Below are 25,503 nucleotides of genomic sequence, written 5' to 3'. Positions count from 1 at the left end.
TTGGCTTGCGCCCAGCGCGCCGTCAAACGATCCGTCATGCCGAGCGCCCGGACGATTTCCGCGTTGCGCTGGGTCGCATCCGCCAGCACCTGCCGCTGCGCGTTCATGTCCATCGCCGCCTTGGTCGCCCCGCGCGAGATCCGTTCGGTCACTAATGTCATGGCAATGATGGCTACGGTGCCAAGCAGCGCCGTGAAGCCGATCAGCGGGTGAAACAGAAACAGCCCGATCAGAAACAGCGGAATCCACGGCATGTCCAGGAATGCGGTCGGTCCCATGCCTGACATGAAGGTGCGCACCTGATCGAGATCGCGCAACGGCTGCTGCATCAGCACCGGCTTCACCCCGCGCAGCGGCAGCGTGGCGAGCGCCGAGTGGATCGAGCCCTGCAGGCCGGCATCGAACAGCGTTGCGATCCGGCTCAGCATCCGCGACCGCATCGCGTCGAAATATCCCTGCACCAGATAGGCGAACAGCACCATCAACGACAGGCCGAACAGGGTCGCGAGGTTACGGCTCGGAATCACCCGATCGTAGACCTGCAGCATATAGAGTGAGCCCGACAGCATCAGGATGTTGATGACACCGCTGAATACGGCGACGCCGATCATGCGGCGCGCGCTGGCACGCAGCGCGCTGGTGACGGGATCGTCTCCGGCCAGCTTCGACAACAGACCGGAAACGGCGCGGGGCGCAGGCGCTGCCCGCACTCGGTCCTGTGCCTGACCCTGAGCGATACTCATTGAACTGCCCTTCGACCCGCGCAACCGCCGGGCCTCCCTGCCCGTCTCCTTGACGCGCGATGCGGTCCATTTTTCGGCGAGAATGCGACGAACACCGATAGTTCGAGTTCGTGCGTGGGTAGAACGATGGCAAAGGCTTCTCGGCGCCCCTGCGGCGCGCACGCCGGCCAACAGGATTGCGGCACGGACGCGCCGACATCTCGAACTGTCGAATCAGGCGCAGAAAGCGCTGCTTTATCCTCGTCTCATGCGCGCCTGCTTCGCCGTCTTTCGGCGCGATGCGCGTCATGGATTCGTCCGTCTATAACCTTGCTTCGGCGCTCATTGGTCGCCGTGTCGGCCGAATGACGCCACGAAGCTCAACGATCCTTCACCGTGCGCACATCCTGCTCCCTGGCGAGTGCCTGCGCATACGTCTTTAATTCGACTGGACGACAGGGGACCAACAATGGCTCGCTTCGAAGGACCTCAACCCGACGTTGATTTCGATCGCCCGATCGATGACGTCGCCAGTCCGCCAGTCGCTCCTCCGTCGCCGACGCTTCCAGAGGAAACGCCGTCGCCCAACCAGACCATGGCGCGACCGGTCGGCTCGAGCATTTCGGACCTCAGCGCCACCTTCAACGGCATGGCTCGACAGCCGATGGATGCCCCGCGGCTGAACGCCACCGACGACGTCGGTCAGGGAGGTAGCAGCATTGCCCTCCACACCAACAATCTCACCGCGGTGCAGAACAATCTGCTGGCCGAACTCAATACAGGGCAGTTTTCCGGGGCCGCGCTCGGCCATGTTCAGGCGGTCCTGTCCGACCTCACCAGCGCCATTTCGGCGGCCAACGCCACAGTGAGCGTGGCAGGCTCGCCCGGTAACGCCGCCGCGGCAGAACAAACGCTTCGCGTCAGCCAGCTCAGCATGATCAACGCCGTCAGCGCCGATCCCGTGCTGGCGAATCCGGCGCCGGCCACGCCGGCCGCCCCTCCGGCGGCCGACGGGCCCCCCAATCTCGCAGAGATCGGCGAGATGTTCGACAACGTGGCCAGTCAGATCCTTGGCGGGGTCAATGATGGCAACCGAGCAGAGATCACCGATGACATCAACGCCGTGATAGCCGACATGCAGGCGCTGATGACCGCCAGCCCGGAATTGTTCGAGGGGCTGACCGGCGTCCACGCCGACGCGATCGTCCAGCAACTCCAGCTCGAGCTCGTCTATATCAACGACCCCACGATCAGTCCCATTGCGGCACAGGCCAGCGCCGACAACATCCTCGACATCATCGACATCGTTCAGGGCGACGCCAAGCTGGCTGACATGGCGACGCAGGGCGGCGTCAGCGGCTTCTCGCCGCTTGCGGATGCCACCCCACCCGCTCCGAATGTTCTCGACAACGACGTGCAGACGGTGGTCGTCGCCAACTTCATTGCGCAGTCCAACTCACTTGGAAAGCAGGCGATCGAGCTCGCGGGCAGCCAGGACGCCGAAGCCGTCGCCACGCTGATCGGCGATCTCAGGGCATTCGAAAAGGGCGTCACCGATTTCGACGCGCACCAGGGCAGCATGCTCGGCGCCGAGATAGAAGCGATAATAAAGGGATTGCAGACCGGCAACGCGACCCTCGTCACGGCGGCTGTAAACCAGATGCAGGGCAACGCGGCCGAAGTCGCCGGCAACGTCGTGGCCCCCACCATCAGCATCGAAGCGGTGACGCTTGCAGCCGCCGACGTCACGATCGGGGGCGAAGACCTTGGCCAATCGGGCATGCCGGAATTGGCACATCATTTACATTCCACGTGGGGATAGCGGCGCGCGGCGCGGCCTCCAGCTCCCCCGATGATCCGGGGAGGCTGGAGGCCGACAGATCAAATCAAGAAGCGCGTTCGCCGGTTCGGCTCACGCGGCGGGCACAAAAGAGCTCTTCACCGGCCGATGCCCGCTAACGAACGATCTTGGAAGATGGTCTCAACAACGGCTTGAGCACCATCATGGGTAATGGCAGCGACATCGGCGGGTGATTGGATTCGGCGCCACGATCGCTGCCCGGAAGTGAAGTAGCGGGGCGTATGCGTGAGGCAGCGTAAGACGGATTATGGGACCATTATTCTGCACTGGACGTTCGTGGCAGCATTCGCCGTTGCGCTCGTCACCGGTCTGCGCATTGCGACGGAAACGCCCGACCGGACCTGGATCAACTGGTTCGATGCCGTGCTGCCGCGCGACAGCGTATGGATCGCCCATATGCAGGCGGCCGTCGTCCTGGTCGCCGTGGCAATTGGCTACATCGTCTACATGGTCCGCTCCGGCCTCGGGCGCCGCGTTCAGCTCGACAGGGTTCGGCTGCGCGGCCTGTTTGGTCGCGGGCAGGCCAGGTTGAGCGCCGTGATCGCCCTGATGTACTGGATTTTCTTCGTCACGATGGCCGGACTTCTGGTCAGCGGCGGCCTGCTCTATTTCGGTTTCTACTCCGGCTACGACGTGGCGATGCTGCATTGGGTGGGGACCTGGGTGATCCTCGCCTTTGTCGCCCTTCATGTCCTGACCCAGTACATGAGCGGCGGCGTTTCACAACTGCTGCGCATCTTTCGTCCTGCCCCGCTGCCTGCGCCGCCGCCGCGGCTCGATGCCGTCGAGCTCCTGGGGATGCTGGCCGAGCAATCGGCGCGCTTGCCGGAATCCGAAAAGGCGGACGCGCCGCCCGAGGTTTCATCCCATCCATTGGCGCCGCGAGCCGACGCGCGACGCGATCAAACGAGTGATCCGGCGCCGCGAACGCCGAGATCGCGAAATCCGACACTGCAGGCCAACGCGTTCGTCGTCGCGGTCGCCGCTGCCATCACCGGCGCTTCGTTGCTCGTCGCGACCGATCGGCTGGCGGTGGATGGCGTGCACATCCGCCGCATCAATCCCGCTGATGCACCGACCCTCGACGGCGACACGTCCGATCGCGCCTGGCGCGGCGTCAAGCCATTCTCGCTGTTGACCGGAGAAGGCGGAAATTTCGACGGCAAGGGCGAAACCAGAATCGAGATCCGCGCGGTGCATGACGGCACCTATGCCTATTTCCTCTTTACCTGGGAAGATTCGACGCGCTCGCTGAAGCATCTGCCGCTCGTCAAGCATGGCGATGGCTGGCATCTGCTGCATTCCGGCTTTCAGATCGGCGACGAGCATCAGTACAACGAAGACAAGTTTTCGGTGCTGCTGACCACGTCGGATGTCACGCTGGCGGGCGGCCGAACCTTTCATCCCGGGCCGCAGCCGGTCGCCGGCGCGCCCGCCACCATGAGCGGCCGCGGCCTGCATTACACGGCGTCCGGCTATGCCGACGTATGGCAATGGAAGGCTACGAGCGGCGGCGCCAGCGGATGGATGGACGATGCCCATTTCGGACCGCCTGTCGAGCCGACCCCGATGCAGGCGGCGAATATCGTTCCCTACAAAGGCGGCTTCGCGCCGGACCCGGGAACGGCAAACTACCGCGACAATTTCACCGTCGAAGCCGACACCGCCGGCGGTCCGCGCCGCAGCCGCCTGATCGCCCCGCTGCGCCTGCCCAAGGCAATCGCCGACACGACCGCCGCGATGGGTGACATTGACCTCGACCCCAATCATGGCGAGAGCGACGGCGCACGCTGGTTCATGACCGAGCAGGATTCGGTGCCCTATTCAATCAGCGTCGACGCCCGCATCCCGACGGGGACCGTGATCCCGGGCGTCATCCTGAACGGCGAATTTTTAGGCGACCGCGCCGACATCAGATCCGCGGCCCGCTGGGCCTCAGGCCATTGGGCGCTCGAGGTGAAGCGCCGGCTCGACACCACAAGTCAATTCGACGTGCCGATCAGAAGCGGCGTCTTCATGCGGGTTGCCGCGTTCGACCACAGCCAGATCAGACATACCAGGCACGTCCGGCCAATTCGCATCGAGGTGGAATAAATGCCAAAGATTTGCAAGGTCACGATCAACAACGAGCCGTTTCTGGCGAATTGCGGCGAGCTCCTGCTCGATTGGGCGTTGATGAACGGCGTCGATCTTCCGCACGATTGCCGGTCCGGAATCTGCGGCGCCTGCCGCGTGCGAAAGGTCGACGGCCAGGTGTTCGGCGGCCATAGCCCGGGCGACGATATGATTCACGCCTGCCAGGCCCGAATCGTCTCCGATCTCGAGATTGCGATCGAGGCGGCGCCCGAACCGGTGGCGCTGTCGGCGGAAGTGGTGCAGACCGTTCAACTCGCCCCCGACGTGGTGGGCGTCGACATCGAGTTGCCGAAGCCGCTCGACTATCTTCCCGGCCAGTATTGCAAGCTGCAGTTTCAGGGATTCCCGGCAAGGTCCTACAGCCCGACCTTTCCGCTGGAAGGTCCTCCTCACGATCACCTGCTGCACTTTCACATCCGGAAGGTCACGGACGGGCAGGTGTCCTCGGCGCTCGGCCACGAAATCCGCCCAGGGCACCGCGTCAAGTTGACGGGACCCTATGGCCGCGCCTTCTTCAGGAAAGGCCATGCCGGCCGTATCGTTCTCGTCGCCAGCGGCACCGGTTTTGCCCCGATGTGGTCGGTCGCGGTTGCTGCGATCATGGAGCAGCCGCAGCGCGAAATGGTCTTCATCGTGCAGGCCCGCAGCATCCGCTCGCTCTACATGCACGCGGCGCTGTGCCGGCTGGCGCTGTTTCCCAACGTCACGCTGCTTCCGATGGTGTCGGAGCCGCAGAAAATCTCACACGCCATTCAAAGCGGCCGGCCGACCGATCATCTGCCAAAGCTGACGCCTGATGACGTGGTCTATACCGCGGGCGCTCCGGCGATGACCGATGCAGTGGCGCGGATGGCCAAGGCCGCGGGCGCCCGATGCTACACCGATCCGTTCGTGCAGGAGGCGCGGACGGTGGAACAGGCAGGCCTGATGTCGCGCCTCACCGGCTGGCTCAGCGAGCCCAAGAGCGGATCTGTCCCGCTGCAACCGGCGCAACGGGCAGCGCCAATGCCACGCGGTGTGGCCGCGGTCGGAGCCGGCAACCGCTAGCCGGCCGCGCCAGAAATCACGCTGCGGGAGACAGCAGCCTCTCGCATCCCGTACCGGCGATGATCGACGACACCGCTTGCCGTGCATCGCCGTCGAGCCTGGCGTATTCCTCGCCGATCCACTTGATACACTTGGCCTGATAGGGGAACGGCTCCTGCACCCATGGCAGGCCGTCCACTTCGGTCTCGACCGTTTTCGCGCCCTGCATGACTGCTTTGGCATTTGCCAGCATCACCGGGACATAGACCCGGCCCATTTCGACGAACAGGTCCTTGAGCGTCGCTGGAATATTGTCGCGCGAAATCCAGTCGGACTCGGTGGGTTCGACGCCGGAGAGATCTTCCAGCACTTCGGTCCAGGCAAACAGGCGCGGCGCCTCTGCGAGCGTAATCGCCGTCGGCGTCGGATCGAACCGCGTCAGTTGCGTCAACTGACCGTAGGCAGCGAAATCCGACGTGCCCGGCCGCGCGCCCATCAGGAACGGCTGATATTCCAGATGGCGCTTCATGGCGCCGAGATAGCGACGAAAGCTCGCCTCGATGACGGGCGCGGTGATGTCGTTCGAGCCGACCACGTAGAGGCGCGAGATCTGCCGATCCTTGATGAAGGCCTTCATCGGCGCAAGCACAGCTTCGGTCATCGGCTTCACCGACCAGCGCGGCAAGATTTCCCCGGCCTGGTCCGCATCTTGAGGAAAATGCCAGCGATAGTGAAACATCGCCTTGGTGAGCCATTCGTCGGCAAAGTCCTCGAGCAGATAATCGAGAAAGGCGATCGCCGGGTCTGACGGGATAAGCTTGCGATCTGGATAGTCGCGCTCGAAGCGACGCAATAGCGGCGTCGAATCGACGACCGCTTCGACCGAGCCGTCGGCTTTGGTGAAATAGAACGTCGGAAGCAGTTGCGGTATTGGCTTGGGCAGATCGGTCGGCGTACGGTGCGAGCCGACCAGAAGACGATAGGGAATGCGGCGATAGCGCAGCGCCGCCAGCATCTTGCGCGTATAGGGCGAACCGGGCGCTCCCAGCAAAAGCAAAGGCTGCGATGTCATCGTGCTTCCCCCTTTTCTTGTTCGGCATCGATACTGCCAACAATGCCACGGGCGGAGAAGCCATAAGGATGGGGTTGACCGGGCTGCCTCAGCCAGAGATGGCTGCAATATACCGTCGGACGGACATTTCGAACGCCGCCTTGGCATTGGCTTCGATGTTGCGGCCCCACCATGCGCCATAGATGCGATCGAACGCCAGCGGCTCGACCGCGCGCGCAATACGATGCACCGCTGTGGCATTGAGCGGAATGTAGTTCGGATAGCTGTACATGAAGCTGAGGGAGCGGCGGTCCATCGCCACCATCGCGACGTCGCCGGTGAGCAGCGCGCCCTTCCCTTGCGCGCCCGCGCGCCAGTGCAGGATCGTGCCGCCGGCGAAATGTCCGCCGGTTCGCACCAGCAGGATGTCGTCCGAAATCCGATGGCTGTCGCCGGTCCATGGCACGATGGCGGAATGCGGCCGCGTGACGAAGGCGCGATCGTCGCCATGCAGGTAGACAGGCACGCCGCCGAACGCCTCGCTCCAGTCGGCGACCGCGCCATAGTAATGCGGATGCGAGACGGCGATCGCCTTAAGCCCGCCGAGCGAACGAACGTAATCGATGCCCTCCCCTGTAGCCAGCGGCACGCAATCCCACATCACGCAGCCATCGGCCTCGGGCACCAGCAGCGCGCGCTGCCCGATCGCGAAACCCGGCTGCATGCTGATCCCGGGAATGCCGAGATCGTCACGCCAGACGAGCTTGTAGCGTTGCGCCAGTTTCTCGCGAGCGATCCACGTCTGGCCGTTCCAGTTCACATACTGCCGCTCATCCTCGCAGACGGGGCAAGCGGCCGGCGGCTCAGCAGTTTCGGGAAACTGGGCGCCACATTGTTCGCAGGTCCATAGCGGCATCGGCGTACTCCCATCTGATGGAGTGGTAACGCAAATGAAGCGATCGACCAACGGCCAGCCAGGGAGGGGCAAATCGCCGCCCTGCCGCTGTCGTACGCTTCGCCGCGCGCGATGCGATCGGGCAAAAACCGCAGCATTTCGGGTAGCTTACGGGAGGGTTCGGTATTGCGGCCTGGATGGACGGCGGATAGGCTTCGCGTGACGCCAACCGGATTGACGGGTTCCGCGAGTTATTTGCGCCGGCACCGCCGTCATATCCCGGTTGTCCTAACCTGGGAGCATTCTGCTGCGACCGATTTTGTTCGGGATGCCATCTTCATGAGGCGCAAGCTCGCCGCAATTCTGGTAGCCCACATTGCCGACTACGGCAGGTTGGTCGCCGATGACGAAGAAGAGACGCTGCGGCGATTGGCGTCCTGTCGATCCACCACCGACGACCTCATTGCGACGGGAGGCGGCCGCATTTTCAATACCGCAGGTGATGCGCTTCTTGCAGAATTCTCCAGCGCAGTCGAAGCGGTACGCTGCGCCATCGATATCCAGGAAAGCCTGCGCACGCGGAATCTTGCTTATCCGGGCAGCCGGCAGATGAGCTATCGCATCGGCATTGGCATCGGCGACGTGGTTGAGCGCGAGGGCGATCTGCTCGGCGATGGCGTCAATATCGCCGCTCGCCTTGAGGGCCTGGCGGAAGTTGGCGGCATCTGTATTTCACGCGCGGTGCACGAGCAGGTCGCCAACAAGCTGTCCACGCGATTTATCGACATCGGCGCGCGGAAGGTGAAGAATATTCCGGAGCCCGTTCATGCCTATATCGTACCAACATGGGACGATGGCCACGCTTATGGAGCGCCGCGGCCGGCAAAAACAAGATCAGCCAGGTGGCTTTCGGTCGCCCTCATTGGCGCCTTCACGCTATGCACTGCAGTCTTTGCTTTCCTTCTTGCAACCCAGAGGCCCGACGGCGGCGCTTTGCCGAACTCAACTGCTGCCGCGGCATTGCCGCCGGTATCGACGACACAACCTCCGATATCGTCATCACCTCCAGCATCGCCAACGCCTGCCCCAGCCATCCGTCGCACCAGTTCGACCAAAAACGAATCGGAAGTCACAAAGCGTTCCTTTCAATCCTGCAAGGATCTTGCAGCTCAACGCGGCTGGGGTAACAACGAGACGCCCGGAAAGACGGCTTTTATCGCCGCGTGCATGAAAGGCGATCTTGATTGAGATCGACGCTCGCCTCCGTTTCCGTCCAACGGCTCTGCCAAAATCTCGCCAGGTGCTTGAGCGCGCCGTTGCACTTGCGCATATGCCTAAGGTGACAGATCACACTGGTTCAGGCCTTCAGCATCATGCTCTAAGCCGCGCGATAGCCGCGGTACCAGGCCGCGAACTTCTGGATGCCGTCCTCGATCGGCGTCGCCGGGCGAAAGCCGACATCACGCACGAGGTCATCGACATCGGCATAGGTCGTCGGCACGTCGCCGGGCTGCATCGGCAGCAATTCCTTGTTGGCCTTGCGCCCAAGCTCCTGTTCGAGGACATCGAGCACATGCAGCAATTGCTGCGGCTTGTTGTTGCCGACATTATAGATCCGCCAGGGCGCGGCGCTCGATCCCGGGTCCAGGGCCCCGCCGAGGCCGATCTGCCCGCCTTGCGGTGCGCGATCGATCAAGCGAACCAGCGCTTCCGTTACATCGTCGATATAGGTGAAGTCGCGAAGCATCCGCCCGCCGTTGAACAACTTGACGGGATCGCCGCGGACGATCGCGTCCGCAAATACGAACAGCGCCATGTCGGGCCGATACCACGGGCCGTACACCGTGAAGAACCGCAGGCCGGTGCATGGAATACGGTAGAGATGGCTGTATGAATGAGCCATCAGCTCGTTGGCCTTCTTGCTCGCGGCGTAGAGGCTGATCGGATGATCAACGTTGTCATGTACCGAGAACGGCAGCTTCCTGTTGGCGCCGTAGACGGATGAGGAGGACGCGAACAGCAGATGACGGCAGCCATTGTGCCGGCATCCCTCCAGCACATTGGTGAAGCCGACCAGATTGGCGTCGACATAGGCATGCGGATCCTTCAGCGAGTACCGCACGCCCGCCTGCGCAGCCAGATGAATGACGACGGGAAACCGATGGCGCGCGAACAGCGCCGGTATCGCCACGCGATCCGCCACATCGAGCTCTTCGAACTGAAAGCGCGGATCGCTGCGGAGGATCGCGAGCCGGGCCGCCTTCAGTTGCGGATCGTAGTATGAATTGAGGTTGTCGATCCCGACCACGCGGTGGCCGGACTGCAGCAACCGCTGCGCCACGTGGAATCCGATGAATCCCGCAGCCCCCGTTACCAGAATTGCCTGATCCGCAATCATCATATGCGTGTATCCCTAGTCAGCCGATGCCATGACGGCTCGTGTCCTTCAGTACGCTACCGATTTCGGCCGCCCTACGCCGCAATACAGAAAGCCGTTCCGCTCCACTTCCTCCGGAGAGTAGATGTTGCGCAGATCGACGATGACGGGACAGGCCATCATGGCGGCCAGCTCCCTGAGGTCCAGCGCCCGGAATTGCTCCCATTCCGTGACGATGACGAGCGCGTGGCACCCTTTGGCGCAGCGGTAGGCGCTGTCGCAGAAGGTGACGTTCTCAAACACCTTCTTTGCCTGCTCCATGCCGACCGGATCGAACACGCGCACCTCAGCGCCCATGTCTTGCAGCGCCGTGATCAATGGGATCGACGGCGCGTCGCGCATGTCGTCGGTCTCGGGCTTGAAGGTGACGCCGAGCACCGCGATCGATTTGCCGCGGATGTTGCCGCCGAACGCGCCTGCAACCTTGCGCGCCATCGCCCGCTTGCGCTGGTCGTTGACGGCAACCACCGTCTCCACGATGCGCAGCGGCGATTCATTGTCCTGACCGGTCTTGATCAGCGCCATTGCGTCCTTTGGAAAGCAGGAGCCGCCGAAGCCCGGCCCGGCATGCAGGAATTTCTGGCCGATCCGATTGTCGAGACCGATCCCGCGCGCGACTTCCTGCACATTGGCGCCCACCTTTTCGGCGAGATCCGCGATCTCATTGATGAAGGCGATCTTGGTGGCGAGAAAGGAGTTGGCGGCATACTTCGTCAGCTCCGCGGTGCGGCGGTCGGTATAGAGGATCGGGGAAGCGTTGAGGTGGAGCGGCCGGTACACCTCGCCCATCACGCTGCGGGCGCGCGCATCATCCGTTCCGATGACGATCCGGTCGGGATGCTTGAAATCGCGGATCGCCGCCCCTTCACGCAGGAATTCGGGATTGGAGACGACGGCAACGCTAGCGGCCGGATTCTCTTCGCGGATGATGCGCTCAACCTCGTCACCCGTTCCAACCGGAACCGTCGACTTGGTGACCACCACCGCCCGATCGGGAAGAGCGCCCGCAATCTCGCGCGCTGCCGTGTAGACATAGGACAAATCGGCATGGCCGTCGCCACGGCGCGACGGCGTGCCGACCGCGATGAATACCACTTCTGCTTCGTTGACCGCGGATTTCAGATCGCTCGCGAACGACAGGCGGCCCTGGTCGACATTTCGCGCCACCAGCTCGGCAAGCCCGGGCTCATGGATCGGCATCTCTCCGTTGTTGAGGCTTGCAACTTTCTCCGCGTTGCTATCAATACAGACGACCTGATGCCCAAAATCGGAGAAACACGCGCCTGACACCAGCCCGACATAGCCGGCGCCGATCATTGCTATATGCATTAGGATTCCTGTCTGAACAGCTACGCGGCCAAGGCCGCGCCGGCGGGATAGGCGAAACGAGGAGCTAGCTGCTCAATATCGATTCGCCGTCGAGATGGCGGGGAAAGAAAAAGAAGTTGTTGACGTAGAACTGACCGTCCTTGCGACCGCCATCCGGCCGTAACGCATCGGCATCCTGAAGCGTTCCAGGATCGAACGCCTCGACGTCAATCACTTCATTGTCCTTCAGGAAGAATCCCCGATAGGACCTGCTGCGAAAGAACTCGAACACCGAGCGCGTCGCCGCGGCACGATGGCGGTCCTCCGCCTCCACCAAGAATACCGGCTGGCACCGGTCCAGGAGTTCGACGGCGCCGTTGAGGACGTTCAACTCGTGGCCTTCGACGTCGATTTTCACGAACGCCACGTCCTGATTGATCACCGCGTCGAGCCGCGCGATCGGCACCTGGGCGGAGACCATTCTGGCCGATGGCTCAGCTCGCGTTTCCAGCGAGGCAAGGCCATAGACCAGGCCGTCTTCGCCTTGCGGAATGAACAATTCGGCATCGCCGTCATGGTCCGACAGCGCAATCTCGTGGACACTGACGTTCCGCGCCGAGGTCCGACGCAACAGCCTCGCCATTTCCTGCGAGGGCTCGAAGGCATGGACCTGCCGGGAAAGGCGCGCCAGCCGCCTTGTGTAGAGGCCGCAATTCGCGCCGACGTCGACCGTCACCGCGTCATCGGGGATCACTTTTTCGAGATAGGACAGTTCCCGCTCCGCCGATTTCGGGCGCTTCATGAAATGCCACTGCAGCCAGATCGAGGGAAACGCGTCCTTCACCAGCTCCTTCACTTGCTGTTTTGCACTCATGGCCGCCTCCTTTGGTGTCGCGCGCATACCCTGTGCTGCGGCGCGCGCCGTCCCCGATGCGGATGTTGCCTCTCATCCGGCCGCGCCTCAGACGCGATCATAGATATCCTGCACGCGAACGATGTCGTCCTCGCCGAGATAGGCGCCCGACTGGACCTCGATCAGATTGAGCGGAACCTTTCCGGGATTCTCCAGCCGATGCATGCATCCCAGGGGAACGAAGATCGACTCGTTCTCGCGCAGCAGAATCTCTTCGTCGTCGCGCGTGACGATCGCGGTGCCGTTCACCACGACCCAGTGTTCGGCACGGTGATAATGTTTCTGCAGCGACAGCTTGGCGCCGGGATTGACGGTGATGCGCTTGACCTGAAACCGCTCGCCGGCGTGGATCGACTGATAGTAGCCCCAGGGACGATGGACGCTGTGGGTCTGCGTCGCCGAACGATGGCCGTTTGCCTTCAGGCGCTCGACCAGTTTTCCGACATCCTGATCGCGCTTGCGGCTGGTCACCAGCACCACATCAGGCGAAGTGGCAATGACGAGATCCTCGACGCCGAGCGCCGCGACCAGTTGTCCGTCACCACGGACATAGCAACCCGATGCATCCTCGACGACTGCGTCGCCGATGACGACGTTGCCTGATTGATCCTTATCGGCCATCGACCACAGCGCCGACCAGCTGCCGACATCGCTCCAGTCGAACGTGGCGGGAACGACCACCGCGTTTTCGGTCTTTTCCATGATCGCGTAGTCGATCGAGATCGCCGGGCAGGCCTCGAAGGCGCGCTCGTCGAGGCGAAGAAAATCGAGGTCGCGGGTGGCGCCCGTCAGCGCCTTACGGCAGGCGGCCAGGACTTCCGGCGCGCGCTGCGCCAATTCGTCGATGAACCGACGCGCCGGCAGCAGAAATATCCCGCTGTTCCAGACATGTTCGTCGCACGCCAGCAGGCGCTCGACCGTCACCAGGTCGGGTTTCTCGACAAAGCCGGCGACGCTACGAATGGGGGACGCGGCATCCAGCTCATCGCCCATCCGGATATAGCCGAACCCGGTCGCCGCCGACGACGGCCGAACGCCGAACAGGACGAAGCGGCCGTAACGCGCGGCGGCAATGCCTGTCGAGATGGCGGCGCGGAACGCAGCGTGGTCACTCACCCAGTGGTCGACCGGCATTGCCAGGATCACAGCGTCAGGATCGGATTCGCTGGCGAGCAATGCGGCAATCGCCACCGCGGGCGCGGTGTTTCTGCCGAACGGTTCCAGCACGATGGTTGGACGATCGACGCCGACGGCGCGCAACTGCTCGCCGATCGCGAAGCGATGCTCGGCGTTTGCGATCACCATCGGATCGGTAAACAGCGCGCGATCCTCGACCCGCAACGCCGTTTGCTGCAGCAGGGTGTTTTCGCCGAGCAGCGAGAGCAATTGCTTGGGGTAGGTTTCGCGCGAGAGCGGCCATAGCCGCGAGCCGGCGCCGCCTGACAGGAGAACGGGTACGATACGGCCGCGCCGCTCGATCGTCGCCATTGCATGGTCCTTCGATGTTTCTTGAGTGAGGGATGATCAGAATCCGCTTCCCGACAGGAATTCCTTACGGATCGTGCGGATGATGATCATGATGTCCATGCGCAGCGACCACCGCTCGATGTAATCGAGGTCGTAATCGATCCGCGAAACCGCAGGCCCGAACTCGGCCGTGCTTCCCCTGCAGCCGCTGACCTGCGCCAGCCCCGTGATGCCCGGCCGCGCGGTGTGCCGCTGAAAATAGTAGGGCACGAGGTCTTCGTAAGGCAGATCAGCCGCCAGCATTCCCGGCACATGTGGCCGCGGCCCGACCAGCGACATATCGCCCTTGAGAACGTTGATGAGTTGCGGAATTTCGTCGAGGCTGGTCTTTCGCAAAATTCTACCAACCGCCGTCACGCGCGCGTCGCCCTGCACGGTCTGCTTTACGCCGCGGACATCGCCGGCGTCGTTGCGCATCGTGCGGAACTTGTAGATCTTGAAACGACGGTTGCGATACCCGTAGCGGTACTGAAAGAACAGCACCGGGCCCCGCGACGTCGCCTTGATCGCCACGGCGATCGCAATCAACAGCGGCGCAAAGAACAGCAATGCGCCGCTTGCTGCCGCAATATCGAAGATCCGCTTTGCGATCGAGGACGACGGTTCGATCCGCGCTCGCTTGCGCGAACGCCGGCGCGCTCGATACGCGCCATGCGTACTGCCGCCGGCAAATTCGACAGGACGGACCGATATCTGAGTTCGCTCTCTTCGAATCGGCGTAACGTTGTTCCGATCGAAGCTCGCTGTCACAATGGAGGCCATGCGTCTCCTTTCTTCTGGAACCAAACTGTGATCGAGCATCTCGAGTTGCTCGACAACGAGCGTGACGATTTCGCAGCAGCGAATGTCCGCACTTCGCGGTCGCTAACACTTTCCAGAATCTTGAACGAAATTTGGCGAGAACGCGAAAGCGCTTTCGCAGACGTGCGGAACTGACTCGTTAATGAAGTTTGTGCGACGCGATATTCCGGTTTGTTCGGAGACGCTTAGAGTCGATTTGCCTGGTTAATGATCTGCGCGTCGTTTGACGCTGCCATGCATAATCAAAAATCACGGAACAAAATCCATTGTCCGGTTCTGGACATATAGTTGAACACACTCGGCGCTACCGCGCGGGCAACAAATGCCCGTCACGTCGTTATTTTGAACGAGATTGTTCATCGAAAGCTGAAGCGATCAGCCACAGCCTGTCGAAAGGCAGTGATTGAGGCGCATGATGATTGCCAAGCTTCGGAAGGAAACAGAGACGGCAGCGATTCGCCAGCCGTCCACTTCGCGGAACAGTTCCGGGGAGGCGCCCATGATGGCCGAACGTCTGGAGAGCCGCGCGCTGGTGCAACACGACAGACTGTTGCCCGACCGCAAACTCAGAAACCGCATCATCATCGGGAACATGATTGCGTGGGTGACGATCGCGGTTCTTGTTCGTCTGATCTTCTTCTAGACGTATCGACGCACCGAGTCGTGGATTGACCGTCGCCTGGTTCCATGATCGACATCTTGTATCATGCACCGACCATTGGCAGCACCTTCGCGCTCCGTAGCCGCTTCAGCGCCAGCCGGCACACGCATCTATGCGGTCGGCGACATCCACGGCCGGGCCGATCTGTTGAGCGAGATCACCGCACGAATCGACGACGATATAAGGCGCAGGCCGATCGCACGCACAGTTGAAGTCTATCTCGGCGATTACGTCGACCGCGGATCGGACTCCAGGACGGTGCTCGATCTGCTCGCGGTGCGACTTGTTGTCCATGGTGCAGTGTGTCTGCGAGGCAACCACGAAGCTGTGATGGAAGGGTTCCTGCAGGACCCGACGATTCTGCCCTACTGGCTGCAATTGGGCGGAATGCAGACGCTTGCATCATACGGCGTCGAACTGCGCGACGAGAATGAGACGGCCTTCAACCCGCATCGCCACTTTGTTGACGCGTTTCCTCGTGCACACGAATTGGTCATGCGATGCCTGCGCGATCAGTTCAGTTGCGGCGATTTCTTGTTCGTGCACGCCGGCATTCGTCCTGGTGTCCCGATCGAGCATCAGGATCCCAATGATCTGATTTGGATTCGTGATGAGTTCCTCGACTCCACACAGAGTCACGAACGCTTCGTCGTGCACGGTCATACACCGGTGCCGCATCCGGATATCAGGCAGAACCGAATCAACATCGACACCGCTGCATGGCGTACGGGAACTCTGACGTGTGTTGCGATCGAAGGATCGACGATCCTCTTCTTGTAATCGCTGCACACTCTTTGTGATCGCTGCACACTCGATGATGTCGAAGTGACTCGTTCACCAAATGTGACGGAACTCTCGCCTTCACATTCTTTCGCCGCTTTTGCTTCTCAATGATCGCAAGCTGTTACGTGCACTCATGGAGATGCAGCCATGCAGCAACGGTCGTCCAGCGCCGGCCTGACGCTTCCCCTTCTCTTCGTCCTTGCGATCGCCGGCATCAGTGCCGGTCTTTCGGTTCAAGCTTCAGCACAAACGTCGCCATCCGCATTGTCATCGTCGGCGGACAGTTACGTTCTCGGTCCGAACGACCGAATCAGGCTCAAGGTGTATGGAGAACCTGACATCACCGGCGAGTATGAAATCAGCAATAGCGGTCAGGTCTCGATTCCGCTCGCCGGCCATATCAAGGCTGCGGGTGCGACGACGCGGCAGCTCGAAAAATCGATCGCATCCGCGCTCGCAAAAGGAATCGTGCGTGATCCGCGCGTCAACGTCGAGATCGCGCAGTATCGCCCGTATTACATTCTCGGCGAAGTGAAGAAGAGCGGCGAGTATCCTTACCGCAATGGTCTGACGGTGATGGATGCCGTCGCGAGCGCCGGCGGATTCACCTACCGCGCCAACGAGAACAAGGTCTTTCTACGCCGCGCAGGCGCCGGCGCAGAAGAGACTTATCCTCTTAATGCTCCCGTTCCGGTCTATCCGGGCGACAACATTCGAATTCCGGAGCGCTACTTCTAGCAATCCACGAAACTACAGATGAGGTGAATGCCGCTCACGAGCGGATGACAGCGTTCGTGTTGCGCTGTCATCACAGAATTTTTTGCGATTGCGAAAAATTTTGCAGCGCGGGGAAACTTTTCCGGCAAGACGCGTTGCAGGCGTGCGCATCACTTCCATCTCACCAACTCAAAACCTTGCGCCCGCGTACCGAGTATGAGGCCTGCCGTTCTTATGCGCAGTCGACGATCATTATTTGAGCGATGGGCCTCGCCCAATATGTGTTCGCCGCCTTCGCGTTCCCGCAAGGGATGGGTGATGGGACTGGAATCTGCATCTGCATCGTTGAATGCGTCTGGAAGAAGCGGGGAACGATTGCGTTCGATACGCCTGCTCGACCTGAACCGCATCAGCCTGTTGCCCGCGCCGGCGGCTGCCATCTTGCTTGGCCTTGGCTCGTCGGCGAATGCACAGGCCATTCCGTGGACCAGCGGGGAATTCGCTTCGCCCTGGAACGCGACGAAAATCTTTGAGCCGTCATCGCTCCCGGACAGGACCGATCCGGAAACCCGCGAAGAGATACCGCCCGAGGACATGCCGGTGAAGAAGCGACAACAACCCGGCTATGAACCCGTCGGCATTCGCTCCGGCTCCTGGATGTTCAACCCGTCGCTAACCGCCGGCACTTTCTACGACAGCAACGTCTTTGCCTCGAACACCAACCAACGTTCCGACATCGCAGCGGTGGTCGAGCCGACCCTACGCGCGCACTCCTTGTGGGGACGGCATGGCGTCGATCTGAAGCTGGACGCGCAGCAGACGAACTATAGCCAGAATTCGAGCCTGAACCAGACCAATGGCAGCCTGAAGGGCAACGGCTGGTTGGATATTACGAAAGACACGATGCTGCTGGGCAGCTTTCAGATCGCGCATCTGAACGAGGGCGTCGGCACGCTCACCTCGCCTGCCAACGCCATATCGCCGACGCCATACAATCTGATGTCCGGCGACGTCACGCTGCGCAAGGAATTCAACCGGCTGACGACGTCGGTCGGCTTCCGCACCGATTCCTACGACTACGGTTCGACGCGCGCGCAAGACGGCACCGTCATCAATCAGGATAGCCGCGACGGACAGGTCTATTCGCTGCACAGCCGGATCGACTATGCGATCTCTTCCACGCTCGGCTGGTTCGGCGGCGTGGAAGGCAATCAGCGCGACATCAGGGGAACACCGGGCCACACCCTGGACTCGCAGGGCTATCGCGCGCTGTCCGGCATCACTGTCGGCTTAAGTAATCTGGTCACCGGCGAGTTCGGCGCGGGTTACGTCCAGCAGCGTTTCGACGATCCGTCGATCGGCAACATCGAGGGCCCCTCCTATCGCGCGCGGCTGACATGGCGGCCGACGCGCCTGCTCGACGTGCACTTCAATGCCGAACAGCTCGTCACCCAGACCACCGACACCAGCGCCACCGGCGTGCTGGCGAATGCGGTTCAGCTCGGTCTCGACTACGAACTGCGGCGCAACGTCATCGTGTCGCTCGCGGGCGGTTACGAGAACGACAAATTCTTCGGCCAGCTCCGCAAGGACAACGTGCTGACGTCAGACACGCGCGTCAAATATCTCGTCAACCGTTTCGCGGCCGTTTCCGCCTACTACCGCTACACCAAGCGCGACAGCGACGTTCCGGTCTTCACCTTCGACAAACACCTGGTGGGAATGAATGTTACAGCGCAATTCTGACCTGCCCTTTGTGATCGCCGACGAGCCTCCGGTCCGTCCGGCCGAGAGCCCGCAGTATCCGACTGTCGATCTGCGCGAGATGGGTCGTATCCTGCGCCGCCGCTACCGCATGGTGGCGTTCCCGGCGATCGCCCTGCTCGGCCTGGCAACGGTCTATCTGCTGTTCGCGACGACTTTATATACGGCAACCTCGACCGTGCTGGTCGATCCGCGCCGCGCCAACGTGGTCGAGACCAACCAGTCGGTGCTGTCGAACTTCGGCACCGACGACGCGACGATCGAAAGCCAGACGCTGCTGATCCAGTCGGTCGCCATCCTGACGCGCGTCGTCGGCAAGCTGAAGCTGACGGAAGACGAGGAGTTCACGCCGAAACCCGGCCTGCTCGATCCGATCAAGAACCTCTTCCGCAGCAGCGGGCCGAGCGACGGCGCCAACCCGGAGGAAGCCGCCAAGTCGCGATCGGTCGATATCCTTCAGAAGCGGATGAAAGTGACGCGCCAGGGAACCACTTTCCTCGTCGACATCGCTGTCAGTTCGCGATCGCCGCAAAAGGCCGCCACCATCGCCAACGCGATTGCAGACGCATATTTCGACGAACAGGTTCGCGCCAAATACGACGCCACGCGGATAGCCGCGACCTGGCTCAATGGGCAGATCGACGATTTGAAGTCGAGAGTCGTCGCGTCGGAAAAGGCGGTCGAGGATTTTCGTTCCGCCAACAATCTGATGGTGTCGCAAGGCGTGACGCTCAACGACCAGCAGATCACCGACCTCAACGGCAAGCTGATCGCCGCCCGCGCACAAACGGCGGAAGCGCGAGCAAAATACGAGCAGGTCCAGGATATCGCGAAATCGGGCGGCGACCCCGGCGGCATCAACGCAGCGATTTCCTCGGAAATGATCACAAAACTGCGGACCCAGTACGCCGACATCGCCAAGAACGAAGCCGAACTCTCGAGCAAGTATGGCGCGCGTCATCCCTCCGTCGCCAATGTCCGGGCGCAGCGGCGCGACACGCAAAAGCTCATCAACGAGGAAATAAAGCGAATACTGGAGAGCACGAAGCACGATTACGACGTCGCGCGTTCGAGGGAAGCGTCGCTGCAGCAGAGCCTCGACCAGCTCCAGGGTGTCTCCACGTCCTCAGGGCAGGCCCAGGTGCGCTTGCGCGAGCTGCAGCGCGAGGCCGAGGCCAACCGCACGCAGTATGAGTCCTATCTCGCACGCTCCAAGGAGACGACCGCGCAAGAGAGCCTGGAGATGCCGGATTCGCGGATCGTGACCAAGGCCAGCATTCCGATCAGGCCATCGTCGCCCAAGACAATGCTGATCCTCGGCCTCGCCATCATGCTCGGCCTCGGCGCCGGCAGCGTGCTGGCGTTCCTTGCCGACTATCTCGACGATCGTGTGAAAACACTCGAACGGGCCGAAGCCATTGCGGGCGTGCCGGCCCTCGCCGCGGTCCCCTTGATCGGCTCGCGCGAGCTCGCTGGTCTCGCCCGGCGCGGACGAAAGGAACTCGGCCGCTATGATCCGAAGACCACCAAGCTGCTGCCGGCGCCGCTGCAGCCGCCCCTGACACGCTACGCGATCGACGAGCCCGGCACGTTCTTCGCAGAAGCGATAAGGGCCGTTCGGCTGGCGCTGCAACGGACGATGCGTTCGCAGCCGGTGAAAGTCGTGCAGGTCACCTCCGCGCTCGACAGCGAAGGCAAGACCACGCTGGCCATCAACCTGGCGCAGTCGCTGGCCACGCTCGGCATCCGAACGCTGCTCATCGATGGCGACCTCCGCAACCCGCAAGTGACCCGCGCACTTTGTCCCCGCGCCGATGCCGGACTGCTGGAAGTCGCGATCGGCCAGGCCGCGCCGGAGCACGCCGTGCTGGTGGATCACAGCACCGGACTGTCTGTGCTGCCGTCAACCAAGATCCAGCAGGTCGAGTACATCACGGAGCTGATGTTCTCCGACCGGATCGTCGATGTGCTCGACTACTTCCGCCACCGGTACGAATTGATCGTGATCGACTCGCCGCCGCTGGTGCCCCTCGTCGATGGCCGCGCGCTCGCTGAGCTCGCCGATCGCATCGTTGTGGCAGCGGCGTGGGACCAGACCCCCGGCGAAGTGCTGTCGCATGCCATGGATCTGCTGTCCCCGGTCAGTGACCGGATCATGGGGACGGTGCTGACCCGCGTCGATCTCAGCCGCCTGCAGTTCTACGACTATTACCGCAGCTCGGCCTATCTGAAGCCGTACGGCGCCGCGAGCCTGAAAGTCGGAGCGGCGCGGTGAGAATGCGCGGACCGTTGAACGGACCGGCCGGCGTCGCGCACATGCGCCGCCGCCCCCCTGTATTGGAGGCGGTGCGAGCGGGTTCCCATACATCCGCGCGCGCCACGCGTGCCGATGCGTTCATCGAACGGATCGCGACCGGCTTGATGCTGCTCGCCGTCATTGCAACCTTCACGCTCTCGTCCTCCGTCCTGACCAACTGGAAGATCCACTATCTGACAGCGGGCGGAAACTTTTACGAAAAGCTGCATCCGGCGACCTATTTCACGGTGCTTGCGTTCTCCCTGCTGTGCATGCGCAGCCGCGGCCCGGTCGGCGAGCTCAACCGGATGTTTTCCGAATCGAAGCTGCTGCTGGCGTATCTGCTGTGCTGGCTGTTTCTGCTGGTCCAGGTGATCGTGCTCGAACGCCCGTTCACGGTGATCATCGACACCTTCCTGCTGCCGATCCTGATTGCGATAGTGATGTGGCAGTTGTCGTCGGCGCAACGGCGCCCGCTGGTCTGGGCCATTCATTTCACGATCCTGCTGAATGTCGTGCTCGGATACAATGAGTATTTCTCCGGCCATCGGCTGATCCCGCTGACGCTCGGCGATGTCGTGGTGATGGGAGAATGGCGCTCTGCCGCGCTGCTCGGCCATCCGCTGACGGCATCCGGCATCGTCGGCGCCTACGTGCTCACGCTGGTGCTTCGCCCGGCAATCTGTCCGCCGATTCTGCTGCGGTTGCCCTTGATCGCATTCTGCCTGGCATCGCTGATGGCGTTCGGCGGCCGAACCTCGCTGGTCACGGTGCTGGCGATCATCGGACTGCTCGGCGGCTTTGAGGCGCTCCGCCTGATGCGCGGCAAGCGAACGCAGCTTCCCGCGGCCATTCTCGCCATCTGCGTGCTGTTTGCGGCCGGAGCCATCGTATTCGCCGCACTCGACCTCGGCATTTTCGACAAGATGCTGCTGCGCTTCTCATCCGACAAGGGCAGCACACTGGCGCGCTATGCCACCTTCAGCCTGCTCTCGCATTTCGACTGGAATGAACTGATCCTCGGCCCCAAGCCGGTCCGGGTGAACGCGCTGCAGTCGCAGCTCGGCCTCAACTACGGCATCGAGAACTTCTGGATTTCATCCGTCGTTCAGTTCGGCCTCATCCATACCACCCTTCTGACGATCGGACTGGTGTGCTTTTTCGTCGAATTGCTGCGCCGTTCGAGCCCGGCGGCATGGGCGATCATGCTGCTGATCGTCATCATCGCGGCGAGCTCAGTGAGCTTCTCGTCGAAGAACATTCAGCTCGCGCAGTTCGTGATCCTCATCTTGATGCTGCTGCCGCGCGAGCCGCGGCGCGTTACTGCGCCCTCGCAAATTCGCCCGCACGTCACCTACCGGTCCGTTGCGGCATAACTTCAGGATTCTCTACGCATGGCCATCTATATCGACAATACCCATCTCGGACGCCACGTCACCGGCCTGGAGCGCATTACGCTGGAGCTGTTCTCCGCCAAGGCGCTTGCGCCGCTCGACGTCGTTCCGGTGCGGGCGCAAGGTCTTCGCCAGATGCTGACGACTCAGACGCTGGGGCTGCCGATGCGGCTCGCCGCTTCATCCTCCATCCTGCTCTGCCCCGGCTTTCCGCCGAGCCCGCTGCTGCGGCCGTTTGCCTCGCGGGTGCTGCCCTATATCCACGACGACTTCCTGATCACGCGGCGCGCCGAGCTGAATATGCGTGCGCGGCTCTACATGGCCGGCCCCTTCAAGCTCGCGCTGCGCCACTATCCGCGCTTTCTCGCAAACTCCGGCGACACGAGGCGCAAGCTCGCCGCGCATTGCCGATCGGATGCCGAGGTGACGCTCTATCGGCCCGCGGTCCGCAACGTATTCGGCCTCGATCCGGGGCAACGCAGCGAACGAAGCGCGGAGCCCCAACCGCTTCGGCTGATCGCGCTGGGGACGGTGGAGCCGCGCAAGAATTTTGCCGCGGCGGCGAAAGTCCTCGATGCGTTGCGGATGCAAGGATTCCCGGACGCCACGCTGGATATCGTCGGACGGCCGGGGTGGGGTAGCGACTGGCAAGCGCTCGAGCAGCAGCCGGGCGTCACGCTGCACGGATACCAGTCCGCCGAGCGGGTCAATCAACTGCTTGATGCCGCCGACCTCTTCATCTGCACGTCGCATGACGAAGGCCTGGGATTGCCGCTGCTGGAGGCGCAGTATGCCGGCCTGCCGATCGTCGCCCCCGACGCCGCGATCTTCCGCGAGGTGCTCGGCGAGTCCGGCATCTACATCGATACCGCCGATCCCGCTTCCGCCGCCACGCGCATCGGGGCTGCGCTCTGGCACGAGAATTGGCGCGCCCGATACGTGGCTGACGCTGCTAGAAATCTGGCGCGCTGGAACGATCTGGCCCGCGGCGACCGCGAGAATGTCATCAGCCTGATCGCCCGTCTCGCTCATCTCGAGGGAAACGCTGCTCCGGAGTACCGCCGCCTTGCATGATACCAGCGCCACGAGGCACCAGGACGGGTTACGGATCATTGCGGCCGGCGCCGTGGTGATCCTGCACTATTCCGATTACTTCAAGGACGTGCCCGCCGGCCGCTTCATGGTCGCCTACACCTGGCATTTCAACCTGTTCGTGGATCTGTTCCTTGTGGTCTCCGGCTTTGTCATCGCACGACAGTATTTCGGCCGCGTCGACGATGCCGCATCGATCGGTCGCTTCCTCTGGCGCCGCCTCGCCCGCATCTACCCGCTGCATCTCGCTACCCTCGCCTTCTATGTGGCCCTTGCCGGCGCGCTTCATTTCGGCGCGGCCCGGACGGACAACCCCGCCCGCTATCCACTTTCCGACCTGCCCGCGCAGTTCCTGCTGCTTCACGCCTTCATCGGCGAACGCCTGACGTTCAACTTCCCGAGTTGGTCGCTCTCGGCGGAAATGTTCTGCTATCTGCTGTTCCCGGCCGTCGCTCTGGTCGCGCAGCACCGCAAAGGGGCGGTCATCGCGCTCGTGGTCCTCGCTGCGCTCGCCAACTCCCTTTGGGTGGTGGCCGCTGGAACGACGCCGTGGGCCGACTGGATCAACCAGGGCGGCGCCTTCCGGGCGCTGCCGGCCTTCAGCCTCGGCGTCGCCTGCTACCTGTTCCGCGACCGGATCGCGCGTTGGCCCGTGATTCCGGGCGCGCTGGCCGCGTCACTGGCGGCGTTTATCGTGCTTGGTTCATGGCTGCCGACGATGACCGCGCTGCTCGCGATCTACGCCATCGCGCTGCTGGCCGTTCAGGCGGACTGCGCCGGGCGCGATACATTGCTGTCGCGGCTCCGCTTCGATCGCTGGTCGCCGCTGACCTATTCCTGCTACATGCTGCACATTCCGGTTGCGACCGTCATCATCACTTTCGGATCGCGGCTGCTTTCCCTGTCGCCACATGAACGACTGGTTCTGGCACCGGTGGCGATCGTCGTTCTCGCCATCGCGAGTGTCGTCTCGCTGCGCACGTTCGAAACGCCGCTGCGGCGATATCTGACGGAGGCTTACGACCGCCGCGCCATCAGGCCCACGGCATCGCGGCAGGAGAGCGCACGATGACGGTTGTCGAGCGCATATCGGCAAGTCCGGCATCCCTGAGCGTCCCGCAAGCGCCGGCGAGAGCCCGTGACAGCGTCGTCGACGCCATGCGCGGCATCGCCATTCTGATGGTGATCGGAATTCATTCGCTGCCGCAACCGCTCGACGCCGTCTGGGCGAAGTCGCTCGACGCGGCGCTGCGACCCTGCGTGCCGGTGTTTCTGTTCGCGTCCGGATACCTGACGGCGCTCTCCAGCCGCGTGCCGCTCGCGAAGCGGTTGAGGGCGGCCTTGATCCCCTACGCGATCGCGTTCGTTGCCGCCTATGCCTACATGGCGCTGCATAATCCAGCGATGGACCACCGTATCAGCACGACGCTCGCCCGGTTCGCACTCGGATACGTGTTCGTCTACTATTACGTCTTCGTCTATGTGTGCTGCACGATCGGCCTGTGGCTCGTCTTTGGGGCCGGCGGGGATGGACCCGCTTCAAGGCAACGCATCGCGACGCTACTGATACTGTCGATCGGTTGCGGATTGCTGGCCGGCAGTTATCTCGACCCGGCCATGTCCAGGCTCGGTACCTCGGAAGCATTGCTCGACGAAGTTCGCACGCGCGACATTCCGTTCTGGTTCTCGTTCGTCGCGCTTGGCGCATTGACCGCGATGTTCGCAGATCTGACTGATCGGGGGGTGCACCGCTTGCTGCTTGGCGCCATGCTGGCGGCGTACGCGCTCTATGCCGCGGTGCGCATTTTCAACCTGGGCGATGCCGCCACTTACGATTCGCTCGCCTTCTTCCTCTACGCAGCCCTGTTCTGCATTTCACTGCTCGCCATCCAGCCGAAATCGCCGCTGCTCGGGTGGATCGGCTCGGGCAGCTACTTCATCTATCTCTGGCATATCTTCGTCGTCATGGCGCTGCGCGATCACGCCGGGCTGCGCCAGCTCGGCGGTATCGCCGGCTTTGCCGTTACCTGTAGCGTGACCGCTCTTGTCAGCACCGCCGCACTGTTGACGGTGAGGCAACTGGCCTCACCCCGAATCTGCCGCTGGTTGGGGGCTTAAG

The 25,503-nt window shown here is 62.4% G+C and carries 20 protein-coding genes and 1 pseudogene; 13 read left to right on the top strand and 8 right to left on the bottom strand.

Annotated elements, in window-relative coordinates; translation table 11 throughout:
- The coding region (locus CQ12_RS46805; protein WP_488226006.1) for a type I secretion system permease/ATPase at positions 1 to 611 on the bottom strand (611 nt) is incomplete at its 3' end.
- Positions 612 to 1,470: 859 nt separating this feature from the next.
- On the opposite strand from CQ12_RS46805, the gene CQ12_RS29475 reads away from it, so the two are divergent.
- The 3 genes from CQ12_RS29475 (at position 1,471) to CQ12_RS29465 (ending at position 5,766) form a co-directional block, all read left to right on the top strand.
- The gene (locus CQ12_RS29475; RefSeq protein ID WP_198164284.1) at positions 1,471 to 2,544 is read left to right on the top strand and encodes a hypothetical protein; all 1,074 of its coding nucleotides are present in this window, start codon (positions 1,471 to 1,473) and stop codon (positions 2,542 to 2,544) included.
- A 264-nt stretch (positions 2,545 to 2,808) separates the two neighbouring features.
- Positions 2,809 to 4,677 carry an ethylbenzene dehydrogenase-related protein gene (locus CQ12_RS29470; protein WP_057838789.1) on the top strand — a complete coding sequence of 623 codons (1,869 nt, stop codon included), beginning with the start codon at positions 2,809 to 2,811 and terminating at the stop codon, positions 4,675 to 4,677.
- Entirely contained in the window at positions 4,678 to 5,766 is a 1,089-nt protein-coding gene (locus CQ12_RS29465; RefSeq protein ID WP_063799836.1) for a 2Fe-2S iron-sulfur cluster-binding protein, read from the top strand.
- Positions 5,767 to 5,782: 16 nt separating this feature from the next.
- Here CQ12_RS29465 and CQ12_RS29460 read toward each other — a convergent pair whose 3' ends face one another.
- Both CQ12_RS29460 and CQ12_RS29455 read right to left on the bottom strand, forming a co-directional pair.
- The gene (locus CQ12_RS29460) at positions 5,783 to 6,817 is read right to left on the bottom strand and encodes a glutathione S-transferase family protein (protein ID WP_057838788.1); all 1,035 of its coding nucleotides are present in this window, start codon (positions 6,815 to 6,817) and stop codon (positions 5,783 to 5,785) included.
- Positions 6,818 to 6,905: 88 nt separating this feature from the next.
- The gene (locus CQ12_RS29455) at positions 6,906 to 7,712 is read right to left on the bottom strand and encodes a hypothetical protein (RefSeq protein WP_057838787.1); all 807 of its coding nucleotides are present in this window, start codon (positions 7,710 to 7,712) and stop codon (positions 6,906 to 6,908) included.
- A gap of 318 nt (positions 7,713 to 8,030) precedes the next feature.
- Here CQ12_RS29455 and CQ12_RS29450 point away from each other — a divergent pair.
- Positions 8,031 to 8,532 (top strand): annotated as a pseudogene (locus tag CQ12_RS29450) (adenylate/guanylate cyclase domain-containing protein); the annotation flags it as partial.
- Between the two features lie 537 nt (positions 8,533 to 9,069).
- Here the strand turns inward: CQ12_RS29450 and CQ12_RS29445 are convergent.
- The 5 genes from CQ12_RS29445 to CQ12_RS29425 form a co-directional block, all read right to left on the bottom strand.
- On the bottom strand, positions 9,070 to 10,086 hold the full coding sequence (locus CQ12_RS29445) for an NAD-dependent epimerase (RefSeq protein WP_057838802.1): 1,017 nt from the start codon (positions 10,084 to 10,086) through the stop codon (positions 9,070 to 9,072).
- A 51-nt stretch (positions 10,087 to 10,137) separates the two neighbouring features.
- Positions 10,138 to 11,457 (bottom strand): UDP-glucose dehydrogenase family protein, encoded by a 1,320-nt coding sequence (locus CQ12_RS29440; RefSeq protein WP_057838786.1) that lies wholly within the window; start codon positions 11,455 to 11,457, stop codon positions 10,138 to 10,140.
- 64 nt (positions 11,458 to 11,521) lie between these two features.
- On the bottom strand, positions 11,522 to 12,310 hold the full coding sequence (locus CQ12_RS29435) for an FkbM family methyltransferase (RefSeq protein WP_057838801.1): 789 nt from the start codon (positions 12,308 to 12,310) through the stop codon (positions 11,522 to 11,524).
- Positions 12,311 to 12,397: 87 nt separating this feature from the next.
- Positions 12,398 to 13,837, bottom strand: a complete 1,440-nt coding sequence (locus tag CQ12_RS29430) for a mannose-1-phosphate guanylyltransferase/mannose-6-phosphate isomerase (RefSeq protein ID WP_057838785.1) — start codon at positions 13,835 to 13,837, stop codon at positions 12,398 to 12,400.
- Positions 13,838 to 13,873: 36 nt separating this feature from the next.
- Complete coding sequence (locus tag CQ12_RS29425) at positions 13,874 to 14,638, bottom strand: sugar transferase (protein WP_057838784.1); 765 nt, start codon at positions 14,636 to 14,638, stop codon at positions 13,874 to 13,876.
- A 451-nt stretch (positions 14,639 to 15,089) separates the two neighbouring features.
- On the opposite strand from CQ12_RS29425, the gene CQ12_RS29420 reads away from it, so the two are divergent.
- From CQ12_RS29420 to CQ12_RS29380, 9 genes are all read left to right on the top strand, one after another.
- Positions 15,090 to 15,320, top strand: a complete 231-nt coding sequence (locus CQ12_RS29420) for a hypothetical protein (protein ID WP_057838783.1) — start codon at positions 15,090 to 15,092, stop codon at positions 15,318 to 15,320.
- A 63-nt stretch (positions 15,321 to 15,383) separates the two neighbouring features.
- Positions 15,384 to 16,118 (top strand): metallophosphoesterase family protein, encoded by a 735-nt coding sequence (locus CQ12_RS29415; RefSeq protein ID WP_057838782.1) that lies wholly within the window; start codon positions 15,384 to 15,386, stop codon positions 16,116 to 16,118.
- Positions 16,119 to 16,268: 150 nt separating this feature from the next.
- The gene (locus tag CQ12_RS29410) at positions 16,269 to 16,859 is read left to right on the top strand and encodes a polysaccharide biosynthesis/export family protein (protein ID WP_057838781.1); all 591 of its coding nucleotides are present in this window, start codon (positions 16,269 to 16,271) and stop codon (positions 16,857 to 16,859) included.
- 354 nt (positions 16,860 to 17,213) lie between these two features.
- Positions 17,214 to 18,584 carry an outer membrane beta-barrel protein gene (locus CQ12_RS29405; RefSeq protein WP_057838780.1) on the top strand — a complete coding sequence of 457 codons (1,371 nt, stop codon included), beginning with the start codon at positions 17,214 to 17,216 and terminating at the stop codon, positions 18,582 to 18,584.
- Entirely contained in the window at positions 18,565 to 20,877 is a 2,313-nt protein-coding gene (locus CQ12_RS29400; RefSeq protein ID WP_057838779.1) for an AAA family ATPase, read from the top strand. Before CQ12_RS29405 ends, CQ12_RS29400 begins: the two co-directional genes overlap by 20 nt.
- 2 nt (positions 20,878 to 20,879) lie before the next feature.
- The gene (locus CQ12_RS29395; RefSeq protein ID WP_057838778.1) at positions 20,880 to 22,274 is read left to right on the top strand and encodes a VpsF family polysaccharide biosynthesis protein; all 1,395 of its coding nucleotides are present in this window, start codon (positions 20,880 to 20,882) and stop codon (positions 22,272 to 22,274) included.
- Positions 22,275 to 22,292: 18 nt separating this feature from the next.
- Positions 22,293 to 23,366, top strand: a complete 1,074-nt coding sequence (locus CQ12_RS29390) for a glycosyltransferase (protein WP_057838777.1) — start codon at positions 22,293 to 22,295, stop codon at positions 23,364 to 23,366.
- The gene (locus tag CQ12_RS29385; protein WP_057838776.1) at positions 23,359 to 24,456 is read left to right on the top strand and encodes an acyltransferase family protein; all 1,098 of its coding nucleotides are present in this window, start codon (positions 23,359 to 23,361) and stop codon (positions 24,454 to 24,456) included. The genes CQ12_RS29390 and CQ12_RS29385 overlap by 8 nt, the downstream gene beginning before the upstream one ends.
- Positions 24,453 to 25,502: an acyltransferase family protein gene (locus tag CQ12_RS29380; protein WP_057838775.1), complete on the top strand. Its 1,050-nt coding sequence runs from the start codon at positions 24,453 to 24,455 to the stop codon at positions 25,500 to 25,502. The genes CQ12_RS29385 and CQ12_RS29380 overlap by 4 nt, the downstream gene beginning before the upstream one ends.
- The last annotated feature ends 1 nt before the right edge of the window (position 25,503 follow it).

This window comes from Bradyrhizobium jicamae (assembly GCF_001440395.1).
In the GTDB taxonomy this organism is placed as follows: Bacteria; Pseudomonadota; Alphaproteobacteria; order Rhizobiales; family Xanthobacteraceae; genus Bradyrhizobium; species Bradyrhizobium jicamae.
Note: the sequence above shows the minus strand (reverse complement) of the source record. Positions and strands in the feature narration are given on the sequence as shown.

Bases quoted from the DNA above. Each gene is read 5' to 3' on its own strand.
- CQ12_RS29465 (WP_063799836.1), top strand. From the start codon at position 4,678: ATGCCAAAGATTTGCAAGGTCACGATCAACAACGAGCCGTTTCTGGCG.
- CQ12_RS29460 (WP_057838788.1), bottom strand. From the start codon at position 6,817: ATGACATCGCAGCCTTTGCTTTTGCTGGGAGCGCCCGGTTCGCCCTAT.
- CQ12_RS29455 (WP_057838787.1), bottom strand. From the start codon at position 7,712: ATGCCGCTATGGACCTGCGAACAATGTGGCGCCCAGTTTCCCGAAACT.
- CQ12_RS29440 (WP_057838786.1), bottom strand. From the start codon at position 11,457: ATGCATATAGCAATGATCGGCGCCGGCTATGTCGGGCTGGTGTCAGGC.
- CQ12_RS29435 (WP_057838801.1), bottom strand. From the start codon at position 12,310: ATGAGTGCAAAACAGCAAGTGAAGGAGCTGGTGAAGGACGCGTTTCCC.
- CQ12_RS29430 (WP_057838785.1), bottom strand. From the start codon at position 13,837: ATGGCGACGATCGAGCGGCGCGGCCGTATCGTACCCGTTCTCCTGTCA.
- CQ12_RS29425 (WP_057838784.1), bottom strand. From the start codon at position 14,638: ATGGCCTCCATTGTGACAGCGAGCTTCGATCGGAACAACGTTACGCCG.
- CQ12_RS29420 (WP_057838783.1), top strand. From the start codon at position 15,090: ATGATGATTGCCAAGCTTCGGAAGGAAACAGAGACGGCAGCGATTCGC.
- CQ12_RS29415 (WP_057838782.1), top strand. From the start codon at position 15,384: ATGCACCGACCATTGGCAGCACCTTCGCGCTCCGTAGCCGCTTCAGCG.
- CQ12_RS29410 (WP_057838781.1), top strand. From the start codon at position 16,269: ATGCAGCAACGGTCGTCCAGCGCCGGCCTGACGCTTCCCCTTCTCTTC.
- CQ12_RS29400 (WP_057838779.1), top strand. From the start codon at position 18,565: ATGTTACAGCGCAATTCTGACCTGCCCTTTGTGATCGCCGACGAGCCT.
- CQ12_RS29395 (WP_057838778.1), top strand. From the start codon at position 20,880: ATGCGCGGACCGTTGAACGGACCGGCCGGCGTCGCGCACATGCGCCGC.
- CQ12_RS29390 (WP_057838777.1), top strand. From the start codon at position 22,293: ATGGCCATCTATATCGACAATACCCATCTCGGACGCCACGTCACCGGC.
- CQ12_RS29380 (WP_057838775.1), top strand. From the start codon at position 24,453: ATGACGGTTGTCGAGCGCATATCGGCAAGTCCGGCATCCCTGAGCGTC.